A 16,277-nucleotide genomic window follows, 5' to 3' on the forward strand; every position below is an offset into this window, starting at 1 on the left:
GGGAATTGATTTAAGTTTGTTCAACCGGCGGTCCGATTTTACAGCCGCCGGTCGCGTTGTGAATTGAAAGTTTTATTTGAATCCGTCGCGAATAAATTGATTGATGGCAGCAGCTGAATATTTTGCATCCCAGGTTCCAACCTGCCTATTAAGAACCGCAGTCATAAATTCATCGAAACTATTTTGCCCTCCGAGGATTTGATTGTAGCCTCCAAGAGTACGTCCGGGTGCGCTATATTTTTTTTCAGCTCCTTGGTTGGGCGTGTCCCATTTCCATAGAATATTATTGCTCGCTTTTATGGAACCGCTGTCGAGTCCTAAAAAGGCCTTTCTGACCAGACTTTTATAAGTTTTATTCCAGTTTGTGTCCTCTGGAGATTGCCCGAAAACAATATTGCCGTGAGCTTGATAATCAGCGTCACCGTTGATATTAAAGTCGATACCCCAAAGGGCAGGTGTACACAAAACATTACCAGAGCATGGTTTGTCACCTTTGATCATGGAATGTCCTTCAGATACAACGTTGTTGACGGCATGCGCGCGCACACCGGAAACAAGAGGTTTGTCGCTGTATCCAATTAATAAGCCTATAGCGTTGCGGGCAAAAAAGTTATTTTCAGCAAGGCCTCCTGAACGCAACTGTGCGCCATGGCTTGAGGCTCTGGTGATAATATTGTTGCGTAATATCAGATTCTGTCCGACCGTCGAGTGTTGCACATAAATATTGTGATTAAACATATTGGCGCCGGCGCCGGCGACGGTCTGATGCCATCCACCGTGATCAAAGACATTTTCTTCCATTAACAATCCATCTACCCCATCTGCATACAAATTAGATGGTCTTTTATTTCGATTGAAAGAAGATTGGTTGTAGTAGGCGCCGGTCCAAATATTGCGTCTCAAAGAGATGTTTTTGGGATTCTCGCCATTCCAAAGTTGAAGAATTACCTCGGTGTAGGTGAATTTATTGTCTTCGAATAAGATATTTTCATTTCCGCCGAGCAGAGTAATGTCGGCTCCGTTAGCTCCAGTGAATTCCGGATTATTGGGATCCATTTTATAGGCGGAGAATTCAAGTCCTATAAAATGAAAATTTGTCATCTTGCCTTTGAAAATGTGTAGGGCAGCGGCTGCGTTTTCGAGTTTTGGTCTCTCTTTGTGGTCGCCGTAATAACTGATCACAGCTGGTTCCTGGGCACTTCTGCCCGAGTGAAGATTGATAAATCGCTGATCACGCCATACATCCCCTCTTTTGAGATAAAGGTGGTCTGGATAACCCTTGCGCATTTTTTCCAATCCGGCACCAATTGTTTTGCAAGGCTTTTGTGGGCTTGAACAATCATTTTTATTGTCGCCTTCCGAGCTGCTGACATAAATTTTTTTAGTATCTGGCGAAGCTTTGATGATGGTAAATCCTGTGTCGGAGATGTCTGCATGGGCTTCGCTGCAGAAGATTACAACTGATGCTAGGGAGAACGTTGTTATTAATCTTTTAATTTTCATGAAACCACTCCTTATTCAAAACAGTTGGTGTTTCGTTCGGTCTGGTGGGTTTTTATTGTTATAAAACGTTGCTGGTGATTATAGGTATGTATTCGGAGAAAACGTTTCAATGATGGAAATTCTGGCGCGCAACTAGTTTGTTTGCATGCACAAATTCGAAAAGAATCGAAGAATGTAAGCAACTTATAAAGATGTCTTATGCCAAGGAATATTTCGCAATTATACGAGTGAAGGGCTTCTAAGTGTGATTATGTGGGATAGGAAACAAAGGATGTGTGCACCGCCGCCTTTCTAATAAGGCCGGCGATGCAGGATAAAATTAGGGTTTAGTGCAGAGGATTCTGGTCGGAAGGAAAAAGCTCATCGAGATCAGCTTGGCCGTATTGATACACGGCGCCGCAAAACTCGCAATTGATTTGAATAATGTCTCGCTCACTCAACAACGCTTGCGCGTCGTTGCGGCCTAGTGACGACAAGGCTTGCAGGCCGCGTTCGCGTGAACAGGGGCACTTAAAAGCGAGTTGCTGAGCTGGAAATAAGCGCAGTTGAAATTCGTGGAATAGGCGCACCAGGAGTGTTGAATGGTCCAGTTCAAGAAGTTCTTGTGTGGTGACTGTTTGGGCCAAATGCTCGACCGTTTCCCAGGCGTCTTGACCATTGTTTCGCCCTTCACTGGGCGGTAGCGCTTGCAATAACAATCCTCCCGCACGATCTCCGTCGGAGCAGAGCCAAAGACGGGTCGGTAACTGTTCTGAACGGGCGAAATACTCGGTCAAACAATCCGCCAAGGTGTTGCCTTCCAATGCAACTATGCCTTGATAACGTTGCCCTTGAGTTGGATCCAGTGTAAGCGTCAGTATGCCGTTGCCAATCATTTCAGGGAAAGTCAGATTGCGCAGATCCGGCTCTCCATGTTCGCCAAATTTTACGATTCCTCGCAGTGTGCGTTGGTCGGTTGCCTCCGCCATTACCAGCGGCACCGGCCCAGCTCCCCGCGCTTGCAATGTCAGGGTGCCAGAAAATTTCAGAATTTCCACAATCAAGCTGACCGCCGCAAAAAACTCACCCAATAACGCACGAGCTTCGAGCGAGATATTTTGATGGGCCGTGGCATCTTTTAACGCTGTATCGAGGGAAACGATTTCGCCTCGAATATCGCAATCGTCAAAAACAAAACGGTGGATCTGATCCGCACTGGATGACTTCATCGGATTTTCCTTTGATAAAGGGTCAATCCCAATATTGGGATTCTTTGAATTGATGGATTTGGCGGCGCTGTTTTTTGGTCGGGCGACCTTCAGTGACTGGCTGCAGGGCGTACGCCAATTTGCGTTGCTGGGCGGAAAGTTCGCGACGCGCGATGCTTTCCTGTGTCTCTTCATAAAGCAGGGCCGCTTCCGGTGCGCCGCGGCGCTGCTCGGAGAGTGCTTTCACTATGACCTCGCGCTCATCGAAACCCTGGCGGATTTGCAGAACCATTCCAGGTGTTATATCGCGGCTGGCTTTGACGCGCTGGCCGTCAACGTGAACTTTGCCACCTTCAATGGCCTGCTTGGCCAGGCTGCGCGTCTTGAAAAAACGTGCGGCCCATAACCATTTGTCGATGCGTACCTTGTTTAAGGGTTCAGTATTCATGGTGACTCTGGACTGTGTACGGCTTGTGAAGGAATCAATTCATCGAAGTCGATGACATCGATAAATTCGCCAGAGCGCTGCGCCGGTTTTTGGGAATCGGGTTGATTGATGCAGACCAAGTAACGAAGCCCAAATGTTTGGGCAGTGCGTAATACTGTGACATTGTCATCGATAAAAAGGGTTCGGGACGGGTCGATATTTTCTGCCTGCGCCAGGCAACGCCAAAACTCCTGGGCTTCCTTTGGATAACGGTAATCGTGGGATGACACCACCAAGTCCAGCCAGCGGTCGATTTTGGTGACTTCCAGCTTCAAGGCAAGCCCCTTGCGATGGCTGTTGGTCGCCAAAATGACTTTTTTGCGCATATCCTTGAGAAAGCGTAAAAACGTTTCTGCGTGCGGCCGGGTTTGAATTTTATGTTGAATCTCGCGCTTCAACGCGGGAATATCCATGCGCACGAGATCCGACCAGTAATCCAGGCAGTACCATTGCAAGGTGCCTTCGTGGGACGCTATCAGCTGGCCTAATTCATGTTGCGCGTCGGGCAGGGCTAGGCCGTGGAACTCCGCGTAACGTTGGGGCAGGTGGGTCAACCAGAAGTAGTTGTCGAAATGCAGGTCGAGCAGTGTGCCGTCCATATCCAGCAAAACGGTATCCACTGCATTCCAATCAATCATGGGCAAAGTTGAACTAAAAAAACCGGTGGCCAGTATGCCTACAAAACCCGAGATATTAAAGCGCACCCTAGAATGTGAGAGTCGCCTCTTTCGCGTGGAATCCCTGGATTTACGTTTCAGCAATGGACAGGAGCGAACCTTTGAGCGCTTGATTGGCAGCGGTGTGCCCGCCGTCATAGTCGTACCCATGCTGGACGATCAGCGGGTGATTCTGGTGCGCGAGTACGGGGCGGGCATTCACGACTATCACGTATCCCTTCCCAAAGGGCGAGTGGATGCGGGGGAGAGCCTGGAGGAAGCCGCGGATCGCGAATTGAAGGAAGAGGCCGGTTACGGTGCCCGCAAACTCACTTTGCTTAAATGCCTGACACAGGCACCCAATTATTTATCACATCGCACCCAAATTGTTCTGGCTCAGGATCTTTATCCGGAAAAACTCGAAGGTGATGAGCCCGAACCTTTGGAACTCGAAATTTTACATTTAAATGAACTGCCAGCTTGGTTGGGGCGGGGCGATATCACCGAGGCGCGCACCATCGCCGCCTTGTATTTAGCGCGTGACTATATTGCTGCTCAAACAGCCTAATTGCCGCGGCTAACTGCCAAATTAGTTATGCAAACCCGTGCCAAATAGCGGCTAATTCGACCGCATAGCAGTTAAGCGACGACGCAGTGAGATAAGCCGGGTTCAGATCGGTGAAGCGCTTGCTTACTGCGGAAATATAGAGACGGAACGGGGCGGTACAAACAAGCGATTTAAAATTGTGGCGCTTGTTGTTGCAAAAAAGTCGTTGTAATCGAGCTTCGCTTGGGCGGCGTCGGGGAAAATTGACTATGCTTTTGTTCCAGCCTCCGGATACAGACTCCTGTCGGACGGACCATCAGATTGCAGTAAATTCAGGCAACAGCCGACCCATAAGCATAACGAAACAAGGCACGGATCATTATGAATACAGCCCCTCAAAATGTTTCGGGCATTGACAGTCACGATACGTCAATTCTCAAGCAGCAGTTAGTGCGCGAAATCACATGTTTGGAAAGACAATTGGAACGCATTCGCATGCGGGAAGATTTTGCGACTGACGCGACGCTTCAGACTTACGAGGAAATGATCGAAAGTCGCCGCAAGATGTTATACAACCTGCCTTGGGAATAAGGCAGGCAGAGCGCACCTGATGCCATTTCCCTTGTCGCACGCAGCCGACCTACGGTTATCTTCGCCCTATTGAACCCACTCGCCGGGACGGGACTCTACATACGCAAGTGCGCTATATCCGCACTTATGCTGCCTTTAGAATCCGGGTATCATCCGGGGGCCATAAAAACACATATACCGTCGCCAGCTGCTTTTATCTATGTATCACAGTTATTTCGGCTTGGATGAACAAGCGTTCTCCATTGCAGTAAACCCGCGTTACCTCTATATGAGCACCCAGCACCGGGAGGCGCTGGCGCATTTGCTTTACGGGGTAAGCAGTGGCGGTTTTGTGATGCTGACCGGCGAGGTTGGCACGGGCAAAACCACCATTATTCGTTGTTTACTCGAACAGCTGCCGGATAATGCCGACCTCGCCATTGTGATGAACCCTTCGGCAAGCGCGCGCGATCTGTTGTGCAGTATTTGCGACGAATTCGGCGTGGAATACTCAGCCGATGAAGCGAGTATCAAAGTTCTGACCGATAAGCTCAGTGAGTTTTTGGTTGAGAACCACCGCCAGGGGCGCAAGACCATCGTCTTGATCGATGAAGCGCAGTTATTGCGGATTTCCACCCTGGAACAGGTGCGCCTGCTGACGAATCTGGAAACCAACACGCAAAAACTGTTGCAAATCATTCTGGTCGGCCAGCCAGAACTCAACGAGTTGCTCGCCAAACCCGCCTTGCGCCAGCTGTCCCAGCGCATTACGGCGCGTTATCACCTGCGGCCTTTGAGCGTCGAGGAGACGGAGGCCTATATCAAACATCGTCTGGCGGTGGCGGGAATGCCGCCGGGCAGACAGCCATTTCCGCCAAAAGTCGTGCGCCGTGTGCACCAGATCAGCCGCGGTATTCCCCGCTTGATTAATGTGCTCTGCGACCGGATGTTGCTCGGCGCCTACAGTCGCGAGGCAACGCAGATCGACTCCGATATCTGCCGTCAGGCCGCCATCGAAGTGCTGGGCGAGGGCATAATGCCAAAGCGGCGGTCGTTCCAGCTGCAGCCGCATTGGATCTATGCCGGCACGGCGCTGATCGGATTTGTTCTCATCGGGGCTATTATCTGGTTATCGCTGGGTGCAGGTCGCGCAGTTCCCGAACCGCCGAAAATCGGTGGCAGCATTATCCGTGAAACCAATGCCAGCCCTGTAGCCGCGCCGCTTTTATCCGCAGCTCGTGAAGAAACCTGGTGGCAATTGAGTCAGGATCACGCCCTGGCGGATTTGCTCGGTGTGTTGGAGATCAGCTACGACGGTGCCATGTACCCCTGCTGGGTGGTGAGCAAGCAGGGCTTCAAATGCGAAACCCAAAAAGTGAACACATGGGAAGACTTTAAAGTCCTTAATCGACCTGCTGTGCTGTCCATTATCACGCCGGGTCGTCACAGTGCTTACGTGACAGTGGTTGGCATCAACGACACGCAAGCCTGGATCAAACAGAAAGATCGGATGACCACTGTTTCTCTTGCTGAATTGGGGCGTCTGTGGACCGGTGAGGTGGTGTTTATCTGGCGGCGACCTGAACAATTTAAGGATCCTATAGGTTTGGGATCGAAAGGTCCGCTGGTGAGCTGGGTTGCTGAGCAGTTTGCTGTTCTGGACCAGCAGAGCGCGCCCTTGACCCGCGATCATTTCAACGCGCAGCTGCAAAAGCGCGTCAAATTATTTCAGCGGGCAAACAATTTGAACGACGATGGTTTCGTCGGCATGCAAACCTTGTTGAAGCTCAATGAAGCACTCGGGGTGGAAAAATCCTTAACGGATTTGGCGCCGACATTGATTACGACGGGTGGATAATCTGCGATGTTAAACCCTGACAACGGTGAACACCTATGTCGCTGATTCTCGATGCGTTAAATAAGGCGGATCGCGAGCGCGAATATCGCGATACAGTGCCGGACATCAACACAGTTCACGGTGTGGCGCGCGCGAAGCAGGTGCGCCACCACTGGATTATTGCGGGATTATCCGCAGGTTTATTGGTGCTGCTGGTACTGCTCCTTGTTGTCTGGTGGCGCAGCTCGACGCCAGCGGTGGTGGAGCCTGTGGCGCAGACAAACTCCGAGATGGCACAGCCGTCTGCAGCAAGCACCCCTCCAGCAAAACCAGCCCCCCCGGTAACCGAAGTTGTGACTAAGCCTGTAACCTTTGTGGATCAGGAAGTTCAGGCCCTTTATCAACCGCAGGAAGATACCCGGGTAGTACAGGTCGTAGAGCCGAAAGTTCAGGCGGTACCTGTGCAACCGCCAGCGCCGGCAACTCCAGCGCGCCGGAATGACCTGAACGAAGAGACGATACGTGCGCTATGGGAAGAGACCAAACGGGAATTCGGCGAGCCGGTACCGCTACCGCTGATACCGCAGCCGCAACCTGTTGCGGTAAAAGCCGAACCCGCCAGGACAAAAACCAACGAATTGCCTGCCGATATACTGCCGGAAGAGACTCTCGCCGGGCATCCCACGGTGCCTTTTCTGCACGAATTGCCGGTGACCACACAAAACAAAATTCCTACTTTGATGTACGCCAAGCATCAGTACGACAACGGCATTGTGGTGCTCAACAAAGAGGAATTGCAGGTGGGAATGGCGACTCGCGAAGGAGTATTGCTGGAGCGGATTTTGGCCGATGGCGTGCTACTGTCCTATAACGGCACTCCATTTAAATTGGGATCGCTCAGCAGTTGGGTGAATTATTGATTGGGTGAGGTAGATAGGGGTCGACCACTTCCATTAAGCGATCCACTGCCCCGCGGTTCTGCTCAGTAAATTCCAACGCTTTGGCGCCGACCCGCAAGCGTTCCTCTGGGCGCTCGAACCAGCTGTCCAACTGTCGGGCGAGCGTCGCTGCATCGTGCACTGTCTTCATCCCTCCGCATTGCTCCAGCCGCTTGCTGATGTCGGCAAAATTGAAGGTGTGCGGCCCGCACAGAATTGGCAGACCCCAACAGGCCGGTTCAATGATGTTGTGACCGCCGCGTTCGATCAGGCTGCCGCCGACAAACGCCACATCCGCGCAGCCGTACAGCAGTATCATCTCCCCCATTGTGTCTCCCACAATCACTTCTGTGTGCTCCGGACAGGTTCCGCTGCTGCGGCGGCAGGTATTGAACCGGGCGGAACTCAGGGAATAAACCGTATCGAAGCGCTCGGGATGGCGCGGCACCAGGATCAAAAGTGCTGTTTGCTGGCGTCGCAATAGATTGGCAAAGGCATCCAGCACTATCTCATCTTCCCCTTCATGAGTGCTGGCGGCGATCACGACTGGCCGGTCCGCGCCGTAGGTCTGTCTTAGAGCAGTAGCGGCGGCTCTGATTTCAGGGGACAAGGTGATATCAAATTTCACACTGCCGATTACCCTGAGCTTGTTGGCTGCCAAGCCGAGGTCGAGAAAGCGCTGGCCATCCTCAGCATTTTGCACGGCGACGTGACTCAGGCATTCCAGTAACGCCCGTGTCGTTTTTGCAAAACGGGCATAGCGCTTGGCGGAGCGCTCGGACAAGCGGGCGTTGGCCAGAATGATCGGCAGCTGCTGCCGGGCGCATTCATGCAGCATATTGGGCCAAAGCTCGGTTTCCATAATGATGGACAGAATCGGCCGGGTTCGGCGCAGGAAGGCGGCAACAGTCCAGGGCAGGTCGTAAGGGGCGTATACGTGCAGAACCTGCTTGCCGAAGGTATTGGTTACGCGAGTGGAACCTGTGGGGGTCATGGTAGTGACCATAACCGACACACCTCCGTGGTCCAACAGGCGGCGAATAATCGGTGTTGCTGCTACCACTTCTCCTACCGAAACCGCGTGCACCCAAACCACCGGTCGTTGTTGCGGCGTCTCTGTATAGATGCCAAACCGCTCGGGCCAGCGGATTTTGTAACCGGGGACTTTTTTATCTTTGATCCACAGCCGGTAGAACACTACCGGCAGGGCGATGATAAAGATCAGTGTATAGAGAAAGCGCAGCATAGAGGCGCCTGTCCAATCAATCGGCGGATTCGTTGAATTGGGCGGCGTAGAGGCTGGCGTAGTAGCCGTTGCGAGCCAAAAGCTCGGCGTGCCGCCCCACTTCGACCACCCTTCCCTGATCCATCGCCACTATGACATCGGCGTTCTCAATGGTCGACAGGCGGTGCGCGATAACCAAGGTTGTCCGACCTTTCTGCAGCACTTCCAGCGCTGCTTGAATGGCTTTCTCTGATTCGTTGTCGAGTGCAGAAGTGGCCTCATCCAATATTAGGATCGGGGCGTTTTTATAGAGGGCCCGCGCGACCGCGATGCGCTGGCGCTGACCGCCAGACAAGCGCGCGCCTTGCTCGCCAACCAAAGTATCGAATCCTTGTGGCATGGCCTCGATAAATTCCAGAGCGTTGGCGTGCCGTGCAGCTTCGGTCACGCGGGCAAGATCCGGCTCGTCTTCGCCATAGGCGATATTGCGGGCAACTGTGTCGTTAAACAAAATCGTCTGCTGGTTCACCAGTGCTATTTGCCGGCGCAGGCTGTTAAGCGTTACCGAGCGAATATCCTGGTCATCAATCAAAATCGCTCCACTGGTGGGATCGTATAGGCGCAGCAACAAGTTGGTGATGGTGGTTTTGCCACTGCCGGATCGACCCACCAGCGCTACCGTGGTCCCGGGCTCAATGGTCAGATTGATATCGCGCAGGGCCTGCACGTCTTTGCCATAGGTAAAGCTCAGGTTGCGTAATTCGATCCGCCCTTTGCTCACCTGCAGTGGCTGAGTGCCGGTGTCGGGCTCCGGCTCCATATCGATTACTTCGAAGATGGTTTCCGCCGCCGCTAAACCCCTTTGGATGATTTCGTTGACCGCGGTCAGCTGGCGTAGCGGTTTGGTGATCATGGCAGAAGCGCCCAGATAGGCAATTGCGGAGCCGACGTTATCGTCCCACATGAGCAATACGAGAAACAGAATCACCGCGAGTGCTATAGCCACTACGATCTGAAACACTGGCCCCTGCAACGCCGCCACCCGTTCGTACTTGATGGACAGCCGGGTGTTTTCATCAGTGTTGTCATTGAAGCGGCGGATTTCATATTTCTGGCCGACGAAACTGCGCACCAGTCGGAACCCCTGCAGCGCCTCGTTGGCGATATGGGTAACGCCGCCCATGGTGGTCTGCATGCGCCGGCTGATACGGCGGAAATAGCGGCTGGCGATACTAACCAGAACCGCAAGAATCGGCGCGGTGATCAGGAAGCACAGGGTGAGCTGCCAGTTGTGATAGAGCATCAGGCCGAGTAGCGCTATAACCGTCAGGCCATCGCGCAACACCGTTTTCACCGCGTTGGTGACCGAACCTGTGACCTGGGTGATGTTGTACACCAGCAGGGACACGAGTTCACCGCTGTTGTGCTGGTCGTAATAGGTGGTGGGCAGATAGACGAGTTTGGCGAACAGCTCTTTGCGCAGGTCCGCCACCACATTCACGCCCACTCGCGCGATAAAAAAGTTGCCGAGATAACCGCCGAGGCCGTGCAACACCCGCAGCACCACCACGGCGATGGGCACCACCAACATGTATTGCGCGTCGCGTTTCTCCAGGCCGGTGATGAAGTACTCCATCATCTGCGCCATGGCGGCTTCCATAGCGGAGAACAAGACAAAGCCGAACAAGCTGATGGCGACAAACCAGCGATAGCGAAAAGCGTAGGTCAACAGGCGTTTATAGAGCTGAGCGCTGTTATAGGCAGACATGATGACGGCGTTCCGGCATGGTGGTTGGATTAGCGGCTGGAACAGATAAGACAACGGGGATGATCATCATCCCCGTGATGCTGGCCTGCTGCGATGTGGCTTATTTGACGGGTGTTAGCCATTCCTGATGCTGGTCGAGTTTGCCTTTCACTGCGTCGAAATACAGGCTTTGCAACTTGGAGGTAACCGGGCCGCGCTGACCCGCGCCTATGACTCGGCCGTCGAGCATGCGGATCGGCAGAACTTCTGCTGCAGTTCCGGTAAAGAAGGCTTCATCCGCGATATACACCTCATCGCGAGTAATGCGTTTTTCGCGCACTGTGTAACCCGCTTCAGATGCCAGTTGGAAAATGGTGCGGCGGGTGATGCCGTCCAGGCAGGACGTCAGTTCAGGTGTGTAGAGCACGCCGTCGCGGACGATGAAGATGTTCTCGCCGCTGCCTTCCGCCACATAGCCTTCGCTGTCCAGCAACAAGGCTTCTTCACAGCCGCAATCCAGGGCTTCGCGCAGCGCCAGCATCGAGTTGATGTAATGGCCGTTGGCTTTGGCCTTACACATGGCGATGTTGACGTGGTGGCGGGTGTAGCTGGAAGTGCGGACTTTGATGCCCTGCTGTTTGGCTTCTGGCGACATGTAAGAAGGCCAGTTCCAGGCGGCGACAATCACGTGGGTCTTCAGGTTGTCAGCGCGCAGTCCCATACCTTCGGCGCCGTAAAACGCCATGGGGCGCAGGTAGGCTTCGTCGAGGCCGTTTTCGCGCACTACTTGGCGATGGGCTTCGTTGATCTGCTCTTTCGACCAGGGCATCTTCATGCCCATGATGTGCGCGGAATTGAACAGGCGGTCGGTGTGCTCTTTCAGACGGAAGATGCAGCTGCCCTTATCGCCGGCGTGATAGGCGCGCACGCCTTCGAATACGCCCATTCCGTAGTGCAGTGTGTGGGTCAAAACATGAACGCGGGCGTCACGCCAGGGAACCAGTTCGCCGTCGAACCAGATGACGCCGTCTCTATCGGCAAATGACATAGGATTCTCCAATAACGGGTTTAAAACTAAGTGTCTTTTTCAAGTGTTGCATCGGAATCCAAAAGACGCCGCCAGACTTGGGTCACAATCCGACGCTCAGATTCCACTTGATCACCCGCTACGATTCCTGGCTGCTGTTGTAACGCCAGGCGGTGACCGAGGGACCGGAAGGCTTTGTAGGCTTCGATTAACTGGTTGACCTCTTGGGCACTTAACTGGCCGGACGTTCCGAGGCAAGTAAGGATTCGGATATTGTCGGTGAACTCAAATAATGATGGGTCACTGTGCGCCCAGGCCAGAACCGCGTATTGAACCATAAATTCAATATCGACGATACCACCGGCATCTTGTTTGAGGTTAAACAGCCCTTCCGCTTGCTGCTGTTTATTGCTGCCGAGTTGATTGCGCATTTTCTGGCGCATATCGGCAACCTCGCGTTTGAGCTTGGTCAGGTCGCGCTTCTGACTGAGCACCCGGCCGCGCAGCTCGGTGAAACGCTGCATCAGTTCCGGGCGCCCGGTGATGGCGCGGGCGCGCACCAGAGCCTGGTGTTCCCAGGTCCAGGCGGATTCGAATTGGTATTTTTCAAAGGCGTTGAAGCTGGATACCAGCAAGCCGGAGTTGCCGGACGGGCGCAGGCGCATATCCACTTCGTAGAGTTTGCCCGACGGCGTCTGGGTGTTGAGGATGTGAATGATCTTCTGCCCCATGCGCGCGTAGAACATGGTGTTGTCGATACTGCGCTGGCTGTCCGATTGCGTCACTGTGCTGCCCATAGGATCGGCGCCGTGGATAAACACCAGGTCCAGGTCGGAGCCGTGGGCGAGCTCAATACCGCCCAGTTTGCCGTAGCCGATAATAGCGAAATTGGGGACTTCGCTTACGTCGCCATCCGGATAACCGTGGCGGCGGACCATTTGTTGCCAGGTCAGCTGCAGCACATAGCCGAGAATCACTTCCGCCAGCTCGGTCAGATAATCGCTCACCCGCATCAAGGGCAATTTGCCGGTCACTTCGCACGCCGCCACCCGCAGAGCATGGGCGGAACGGAAATAGCGCAGCGCTTCCATCTGCTGTTCCAGATCCTCCGGGTCAATGCGCAACAGCTCCTGGCGCAAGTCCTGGGCGAGTTCTTCCAGCGGCGGCACGCTGTACAGGGTGGTGGGATTCAACAGCTCGTCCAACAGCGCCGGATGGTGGGCGAGTTGGGCGGCGATCCAGGGGCTGGCTTCGATCAGCACTACCAGTTGATTGAGCGCTTCTGGGTTTTCCGTCAGCAGCAAAACGTAAGCGCTGCGGCGCGCGGTGGCGGTCAGCAAGGGGATCACCCGGGCGAGGGTTTCGCACGGGTCGGCAGTGGTGGCCAAGCGCTGCAATAGGCGCGGCATGAATTCGTCGAAGCGCTCGCGGCTGAGGGCCGCCATGGACATGACCGCCGGCGAGGCCAGCAGCTCTTCACGCAGCAACAGCAGCGCGCGTTCGGGGTTGGGAAAGCCTAACCTAGTCAGTAATGCTGCGGCATCGGTACCCGGGTGGGTCAGTTGGTGCCAGAACAGACGCCAGTCGGCGAGTTCCTGCTGATCGGCATCGTTTTTCTGTTCGTCCGGTGTGGCTATAACTGCGCTGAACTGTTGGTGGACAAAATCGCGGTACTGGTTGAGTTGAGCGTAAAACGCGTCCCAGCTAGCAAAGCCCATCACATAAGCGATGCGACGACAGGATATATCGTCTTTCGGCAATTCCTGGGTTTGTTTGTCGTCGTATCCTTGAATGGCGTGTTCCACATCGCGCAAGAAACAATAGGCTTCACACAGGCGCTGGTCGACGTCCGGCGGTAGACATTGCAGGCGCTGCAGCATGGGCAGAACCTGCAGAACCCGCCGCTCCTGCAACTCTATATCGCGGCCGCCGCGGATGATCTGGAACGCCTGGGCGATAAATTCCACTTCGCGAATACCGCCGCGCCCGACCTTGACATTGTCGATCGCGCGCCGGCGTGAGACTTCCCGATTGATCAGCTGTTTGAGATTGCGCAGAGCATCGATCGCCGAGAAATCCACGTATTTGCGATAGGTGAAGCTGCGCAGCAGCGCCATCAGCTCCTGCTCATGGGTGGCGTTGCCGTTGCTGGCCACCACTCGCGCTTTGATCATGGCAAAACGCTCCCACTCGCGCCCCTGGGTCTGGTAATAGCGCTCGAGAGAATCGAAGCTGCTGACCAATGTGCCACTCTGGCCGTAAGGGCGCAGACGCATATCGACGCGGAACACGAAACCTTCGGGGGTGACTTGATCGAGGGATTTGATCAGACGCTGCCCCAGGCGGGTGAAAAATTCCTGGTTGCTATAGGAACGCGCTGCGCCAGTGGTTTCGCCGTTTTCCGGGAAGGCAAAAATCAGGTCGATATCGGAAGAGAGGTTCAGCTCCCAGGCGCCTAGTTTGCCCATGCCGATAATCAGCAGCGGCTGGCGTTCGCCTTTTTTATTGACCGGCTCGCCCATCTCCCGGCACAAGCGCTCGTAGTGGTAGTCGAGCGCGGTTTGTATGGCCAACTCCGCCAAGGTGGTCAGTTCGATCACTGTGCGGCGGGTGTCGGCCAGGCGGTTGAAGTCGCGCCAGATCAAACGCGTCATATGGCGATTGCGCCACAGACGCAGGCCACGCTCCCACTCTTCCGTCGACAGATCTTTGTCCGGCAGCCCTTGCTTAAAGTCGGCTACGCCGAATTCGCCCAGATTCTCCAGTACATACAGCAACCAGTCCGGGTGATCGCACAATTGGGTTGCGGTAAATGCACTGCCGATCAGCACTTTATGCCACTGCTGCAGGCGATCACCTTGTAGAAGATGCGTCAGCGTCGTGCGTTGTTCGGGAGTGGTGTTCTGGAAGAGGCGTTCTTGCAAATGCGAAAGGCGGGAGAGACTGACCAGATCTGTGCTGACCGCAAAACAAGGGTCGAGCGAGGAAGGTGTCATGGGAGAAGCTCGCTTTCCAGGTCGGATAGAAAGAAAAAGTGGTACAGCAGTATAGATAGTAAGTCGGGGACAGAAATCCCCGACTTTTGAGATTAGGGTGTGTAATTAACGGTGCGGGATTTATCCAACCACTGATCCAGCTCGCTGACATCCGCAGCAACCAGAACGCCAGCGGCCTGTTTCAATTGCAGAGTCGCCAGAACGTAGCTGTAGAGTGCGTTGTAGTAGTCGCGCTGAGCGATGTAGAGGTTGCGCTGGGCGTTCAATACGTCGACCAGATCGCGCGTCCCTACTTCATAACCTGCTTGAGTTGCTTCCAAAGCGCTGCGGCTGGAGGTGATTGCCTGCAGACGTGCTTTTACGGTCGCGGCAGTGGTCAATACATCCAGGTGACGTGAACGGGTGTTTTGCACGGTGTCGCGCTGGGTTTGCAGATAGGTTTCGCGCGCCTGGACATACTGCGCAGCTGCCTGGCGTCGGCTTGCGGAAATACCGCCACCGGAAAACAGCGGGACGGACAAGTCGAGACGAACGGTGGCGGCGTTCTGATCTTCAATGGAGATATCTTCCAACTCTTGTTCGGAATGGCCGTAGGTCAAAGATCCGGTCAAAGTCGGCAAGTGCGCGCTTTTGGCAGCTTTGGCACTGGCTTCCGCAGATTGGGCGGCAAACCAGGCAGCTTTGAGGGAAGCGTTATTATCCAGCGCCAATTTGACCCACTCGTCGCGGTTCAGAGGTTCCGGAGGAGTCACCGGAAACTGTTCGGACAGAGGTGACAAACCGCTATAGCTCTGGCCTGTTAGAACTTCCAAGGCTTCGAAGGCGATACCGAGGCTACCTTCCGCAACCAGGCGGTTGGCGGTGGCGGAGTCATACGCAGCTTGGGCTTCGTGCACTTCGGTAATCGCGGTCAGACCCACGGCAAAGCGCTGTTTGGTTTGCTCCAGCTGATGCGCCAACGCGTCTTGTTCGGCTTTCGCGGTGGCCAGATTGTCTACCGCCTGGAGAGCTGCGAAATACGCATTGGCAGTGCGCAGAATCAGATCTTCCTGGGCCAATACAAATTGCGCTTCCGCGGTGTCTGCCAGTGCTTTGCCGCGCGAATAGTTGTACCAAGTGCTCAGGTCGATAATGGATTGCCGCAGCGATGCTCCGTAGCCTGTGCTTTCCAAATCATATTTACCGGCTGGGCGAGTTTGTGTCGCTACCTCTGTGTCCAACCGAGTTTTGCTCCAATCGGCTGTTCCAGCGATTTGTGGCAGCAGTCCCGCACGAGTAATGCCTCGGTTCTCGACTCCCGCGTCTCGCTGTGCCTGAGCCGCTTTAAAACGGTGGTCGTTGGCCAGTGCCTGGGCGTAGATATCTTGGAGAGTTTCTGCCTGAGAAGTTTGTGTGAGCAAAACAAGCGCACAGCAAACCGAACTCAAGCCTGAAGCGATACGTGTTTTCATGAGGGTCCTTTAAGTCGTGTCGGTCAAAGTTTGGTATCGATCAATCGGGACGTGGCGAGTGTAACCACGGATCGTGAGTTATGCATGTGAATTTCTGTTAAGCGGG

13 protein-coding genes are annotated in these 16,277 nt (G+C 54.1%); 4 read left to right on the forward strand and 9 right to left on the reverse strand.

Annotated features, from left to right (window positions below; genetic code table 11):
- Nucleotides 1-72 precede the first annotated feature (72 nt).
- From DWB84_RS12965 to yrfG, 4 genes are all read right to left on the reverse strand, one after another.
- Nucleotides 73-1,503, reverse strand: a complete 1,431-nt coding sequence (locus tag DWB84_RS12965) for a hypothetical protein (RefSeq protein WP_187410236.1) — start codon at nt 1,501-1,503, stop codon at nt 73-75.
- A gap of 326 nt (nt 1,504-1,829) precedes the next feature.
- Nucleotides 1,830-2,711 (reverse strand): Hsp33 family molecular chaperone HslO, encoded by an 882-nt coding sequence (gene hslO / locus DWB84_RS12970; RefSeq protein ID WP_187410237.1) that lies wholly within the window; start codon nt 2,709-2,711, stop codon nt 1,830-1,832.
- 22 nt (nt 2,712-2,733) lie between these two features.
- Nucleotides 2,734-3,138, reverse strand: coding sequence for a ribosome-associated heat shock protein Hsp15 (gene hslR / locus DWB84_RS12975; RefSeq protein ID WP_187410238.1), 405 nt, complete (start codon nt 3,136-3,138; stop codon nt 2,734-2,736).
- The gene (gene yrfG / locus DWB84_RS12980; protein ID WP_187410239.1) at nt 3,135-3,815 is read right to left on the reverse strand and encodes a GMP/IMP nucleotidase; all 681 of its coding nucleotides are present in this window, start codon (nt 3,813-3,815) and stop codon (nt 3,135-3,137) included. Before yrfG ends, hslR begins: the two co-directional genes overlap by 4 nt.
- A 34-nt stretch (nt 3,816-3,849) precedes the next feature.
- Here yrfG and nudE point away from each other — a divergent pair, with 34 nt between their 5' ends.
- From nudE to DWB84_RS13000, 4 genes are all read left to right on the forward strand, one after another.
- Nucleotides 3,850-4,401, forward strand: a complete 552-nt coding sequence (nudE, locus tag DWB84_RS12985; protein ID WP_187410240.1) for an ADP compounds hydrolase NudE — start codon at nt 3,850-3,852, stop codon at nt 4,399-4,401.
- A 360-nt stretch (nt 4,402-4,761) separates the two neighbouring features.
- Entirely contained in the window at nt 4,762-4,971 is a 210-nt protein-coding gene (locus tag DWB84_RS12990; RefSeq protein WP_187410241.1) for a hypothetical protein, read from the forward strand.
- Between the two features lie 199 nt (nt 4,972-5,170).
- Nucleotides 5,171-6,808 (forward strand): AAA family ATPase, encoded by a 1,638-nt coding sequence (locus tag DWB84_RS12995; RefSeq protein WP_187410242.1) that lies wholly within the window; start codon nt 5,171-5,173, stop codon nt 6,806-6,808.
- Between the two features lie 35 nt (nt 6,809-6,843).
- Nucleotides 6,844-7,707, forward strand: coding sequence for a general secretion pathway protein GspB (locus DWB84_RS13000; RefSeq protein ID WP_187410243.1), 864 nt, complete (start codon nt 6,844-6,846; stop codon nt 7,705-7,707).
- On the opposite strand, the gene waaA is transcribed toward DWB84_RS13000, so the two are convergent.
- From waaA to DWB84_RS13025, 5 genes are all read right to left on the reverse strand, one after another.
- Nucleotides 7,685-8,971, reverse strand: a complete 1,287-nt coding sequence (waaA, locus tag DWB84_RS13005) for a lipid IV(A) 3-deoxy-D-manno-octulosonic acid transferase (protein WP_187410244.1) — start codon at nt 8,969-8,971, stop codon at nt 7,685-7,687. The genes DWB84_RS13000 and waaA overlap by 23 nt on opposite strands.
- A gap of 16 nt (nt 8,972-8,987) precedes the next feature.
- Nucleotides 8,988-10,718, reverse strand: coding sequence for a lipid A export permease/ATP-binding protein MsbA (msbA, locus tag DWB84_RS13010; protein WP_187410245.1), 1,731 nt, complete (start codon nt 10,716-10,718; stop codon nt 8,988-8,990).
- A gap of 100 nt (nt 10,719-10,818) precedes the next feature.
- The gene (locus tag DWB84_RS13015) at nt 10,819-11,745 is read right to left on the reverse strand and encodes a branched-chain amino acid transaminase (RefSeq protein ID WP_187410246.1); all 927 of its coding nucleotides are present in this window, start codon (nt 11,743-11,745) and stop codon (nt 10,819-10,821) included.
- Nucleotides 11,746-11,771: 26 nt separating this feature from the next.
- Nucleotides 11,772-14,720: a bifunctional [glutamate--ammonia ligase]-adenylyl-L-tyrosine phosphorylase/[glutamate--ammonia-ligase] adenylyltransferase gene (gene glnE, locus DWB84_RS13020; protein ID WP_187410247.1), complete on the reverse strand. Its 2,949-nt coding sequence runs from the start codon at nt 14,718-14,720 to the stop codon at nt 11,772-11,774.
- A 92-nt stretch (nt 14,721-14,812) separates the two neighbouring features.
- Nucleotides 14,813-16,171 carry a TolC family outer membrane protein gene (locus tag DWB84_RS13025; protein WP_187410248.1) on the reverse strand — a complete coding sequence of 453 codons (1,359 nt, stop codon included), beginning with the start codon at nt 16,169-16,171 and terminating at the stop codon, nt 14,813-14,815.
- Nucleotides 16,172-16,277 lie beyond the last annotated feature (106 nt).

It is taken from the genome of Saccharophagus sp. K07 (assembly GCF_014336955.1).
Classification (GTDB): Bacteria; Pseudomonadota; Gammaproteobacteria; order Pseudomonadales; family Cellvibrionaceae; genus UBA5868.

What these genes read in the sequence shown, in the direction of transcription:
- DWB84_RS12965 (WP_187410236.1), bottom strand. Translation starts at nt 1,503, where the DNA reads ATGAAAATTAAAAGATTAATAACAACGTTCTCCCTAGCATCAGTTGTA.
- hslO (WP_187410237.1), bottom strand. Translation starts at nt 2,711, where the DNA reads ATGAAGTCATCCAGTGCGGATCAGATCCACCGTTTTGTTTTTGACGAT.
- hslR (WP_187410238.1), bottom strand. Translation starts at nt 3,138, where the DNA reads ATGAATACTGAACCCTTAAACAAGGTACGCATCGACAAATGGTTATGG.
- yrfG (WP_187410239.1), bottom strand. Translation starts at nt 3,815, where the DNA reads ATGATTGATTGGAATGCAGTGGATACCGTTTTGCTGGATATGGACGGC.
- nudE (WP_187410240.1), top strand. Translation starts at nt 3,850, where the DNA reads ATGCCTACAAAACCCGAGATATTAAAGCGCACCCTAGAATGTGAGAGT.
- DWB84_RS12990 (WP_187410241.1), top strand. Translation starts at nt 4,762, where the DNA reads ATGAATACAGCCCCTCAAAATGTTTCGGGCATTGACAGTCACGATACG.
- DWB84_RS12995 (WP_187410242.1), top strand. Translation starts at nt 5,171, where the DNA reads ATGTATCACAGTTATTTCGGCTTGGATGAACAAGCGTTCTCCATTGCA.
- DWB84_RS13000 (WP_187410243.1), top strand. Translation starts at nt 6,844, where the DNA reads ATGTCGCTGATTCTCGATGCGTTAAATAAGGCGGATCGCGAGCGCGAA.
- waaA (WP_187410244.1), bottom strand. Translation starts at nt 8,971, where the DNA reads ATGCTGCGCTTTCTCTATACACTGATCTTTATCATCGCCCTGCCGGTA.
- msbA (WP_187410245.1), bottom strand. Translation starts at nt 10,718, where the DNA reads ATGTCTGCCTATAACAGCGCTCAGCTCTATAAACGCCTGTTGACCTAC.
- DWB84_RS13015 (WP_187410246.1), bottom strand. Translation starts at nt 11,745, where the DNA reads ATGTCATTTGCCGATAGAGACGGCGTCATCTGGTTCGACGGCGAACTG.
- glnE (WP_187410247.1), bottom strand. Translation starts at nt 14,720, where the DNA reads ATGACACCTTCCTCGCTCGACCCTTGTTTTGCGGTCAGCACAGATCTG.
- DWB84_RS13025 (WP_187410248.1), bottom strand. Translation starts at nt 16,171, where the DNA reads ATGAAAACACGTATCGCTTCAGGCTTGAGTTCGGTTTGCTGTGCGCTT.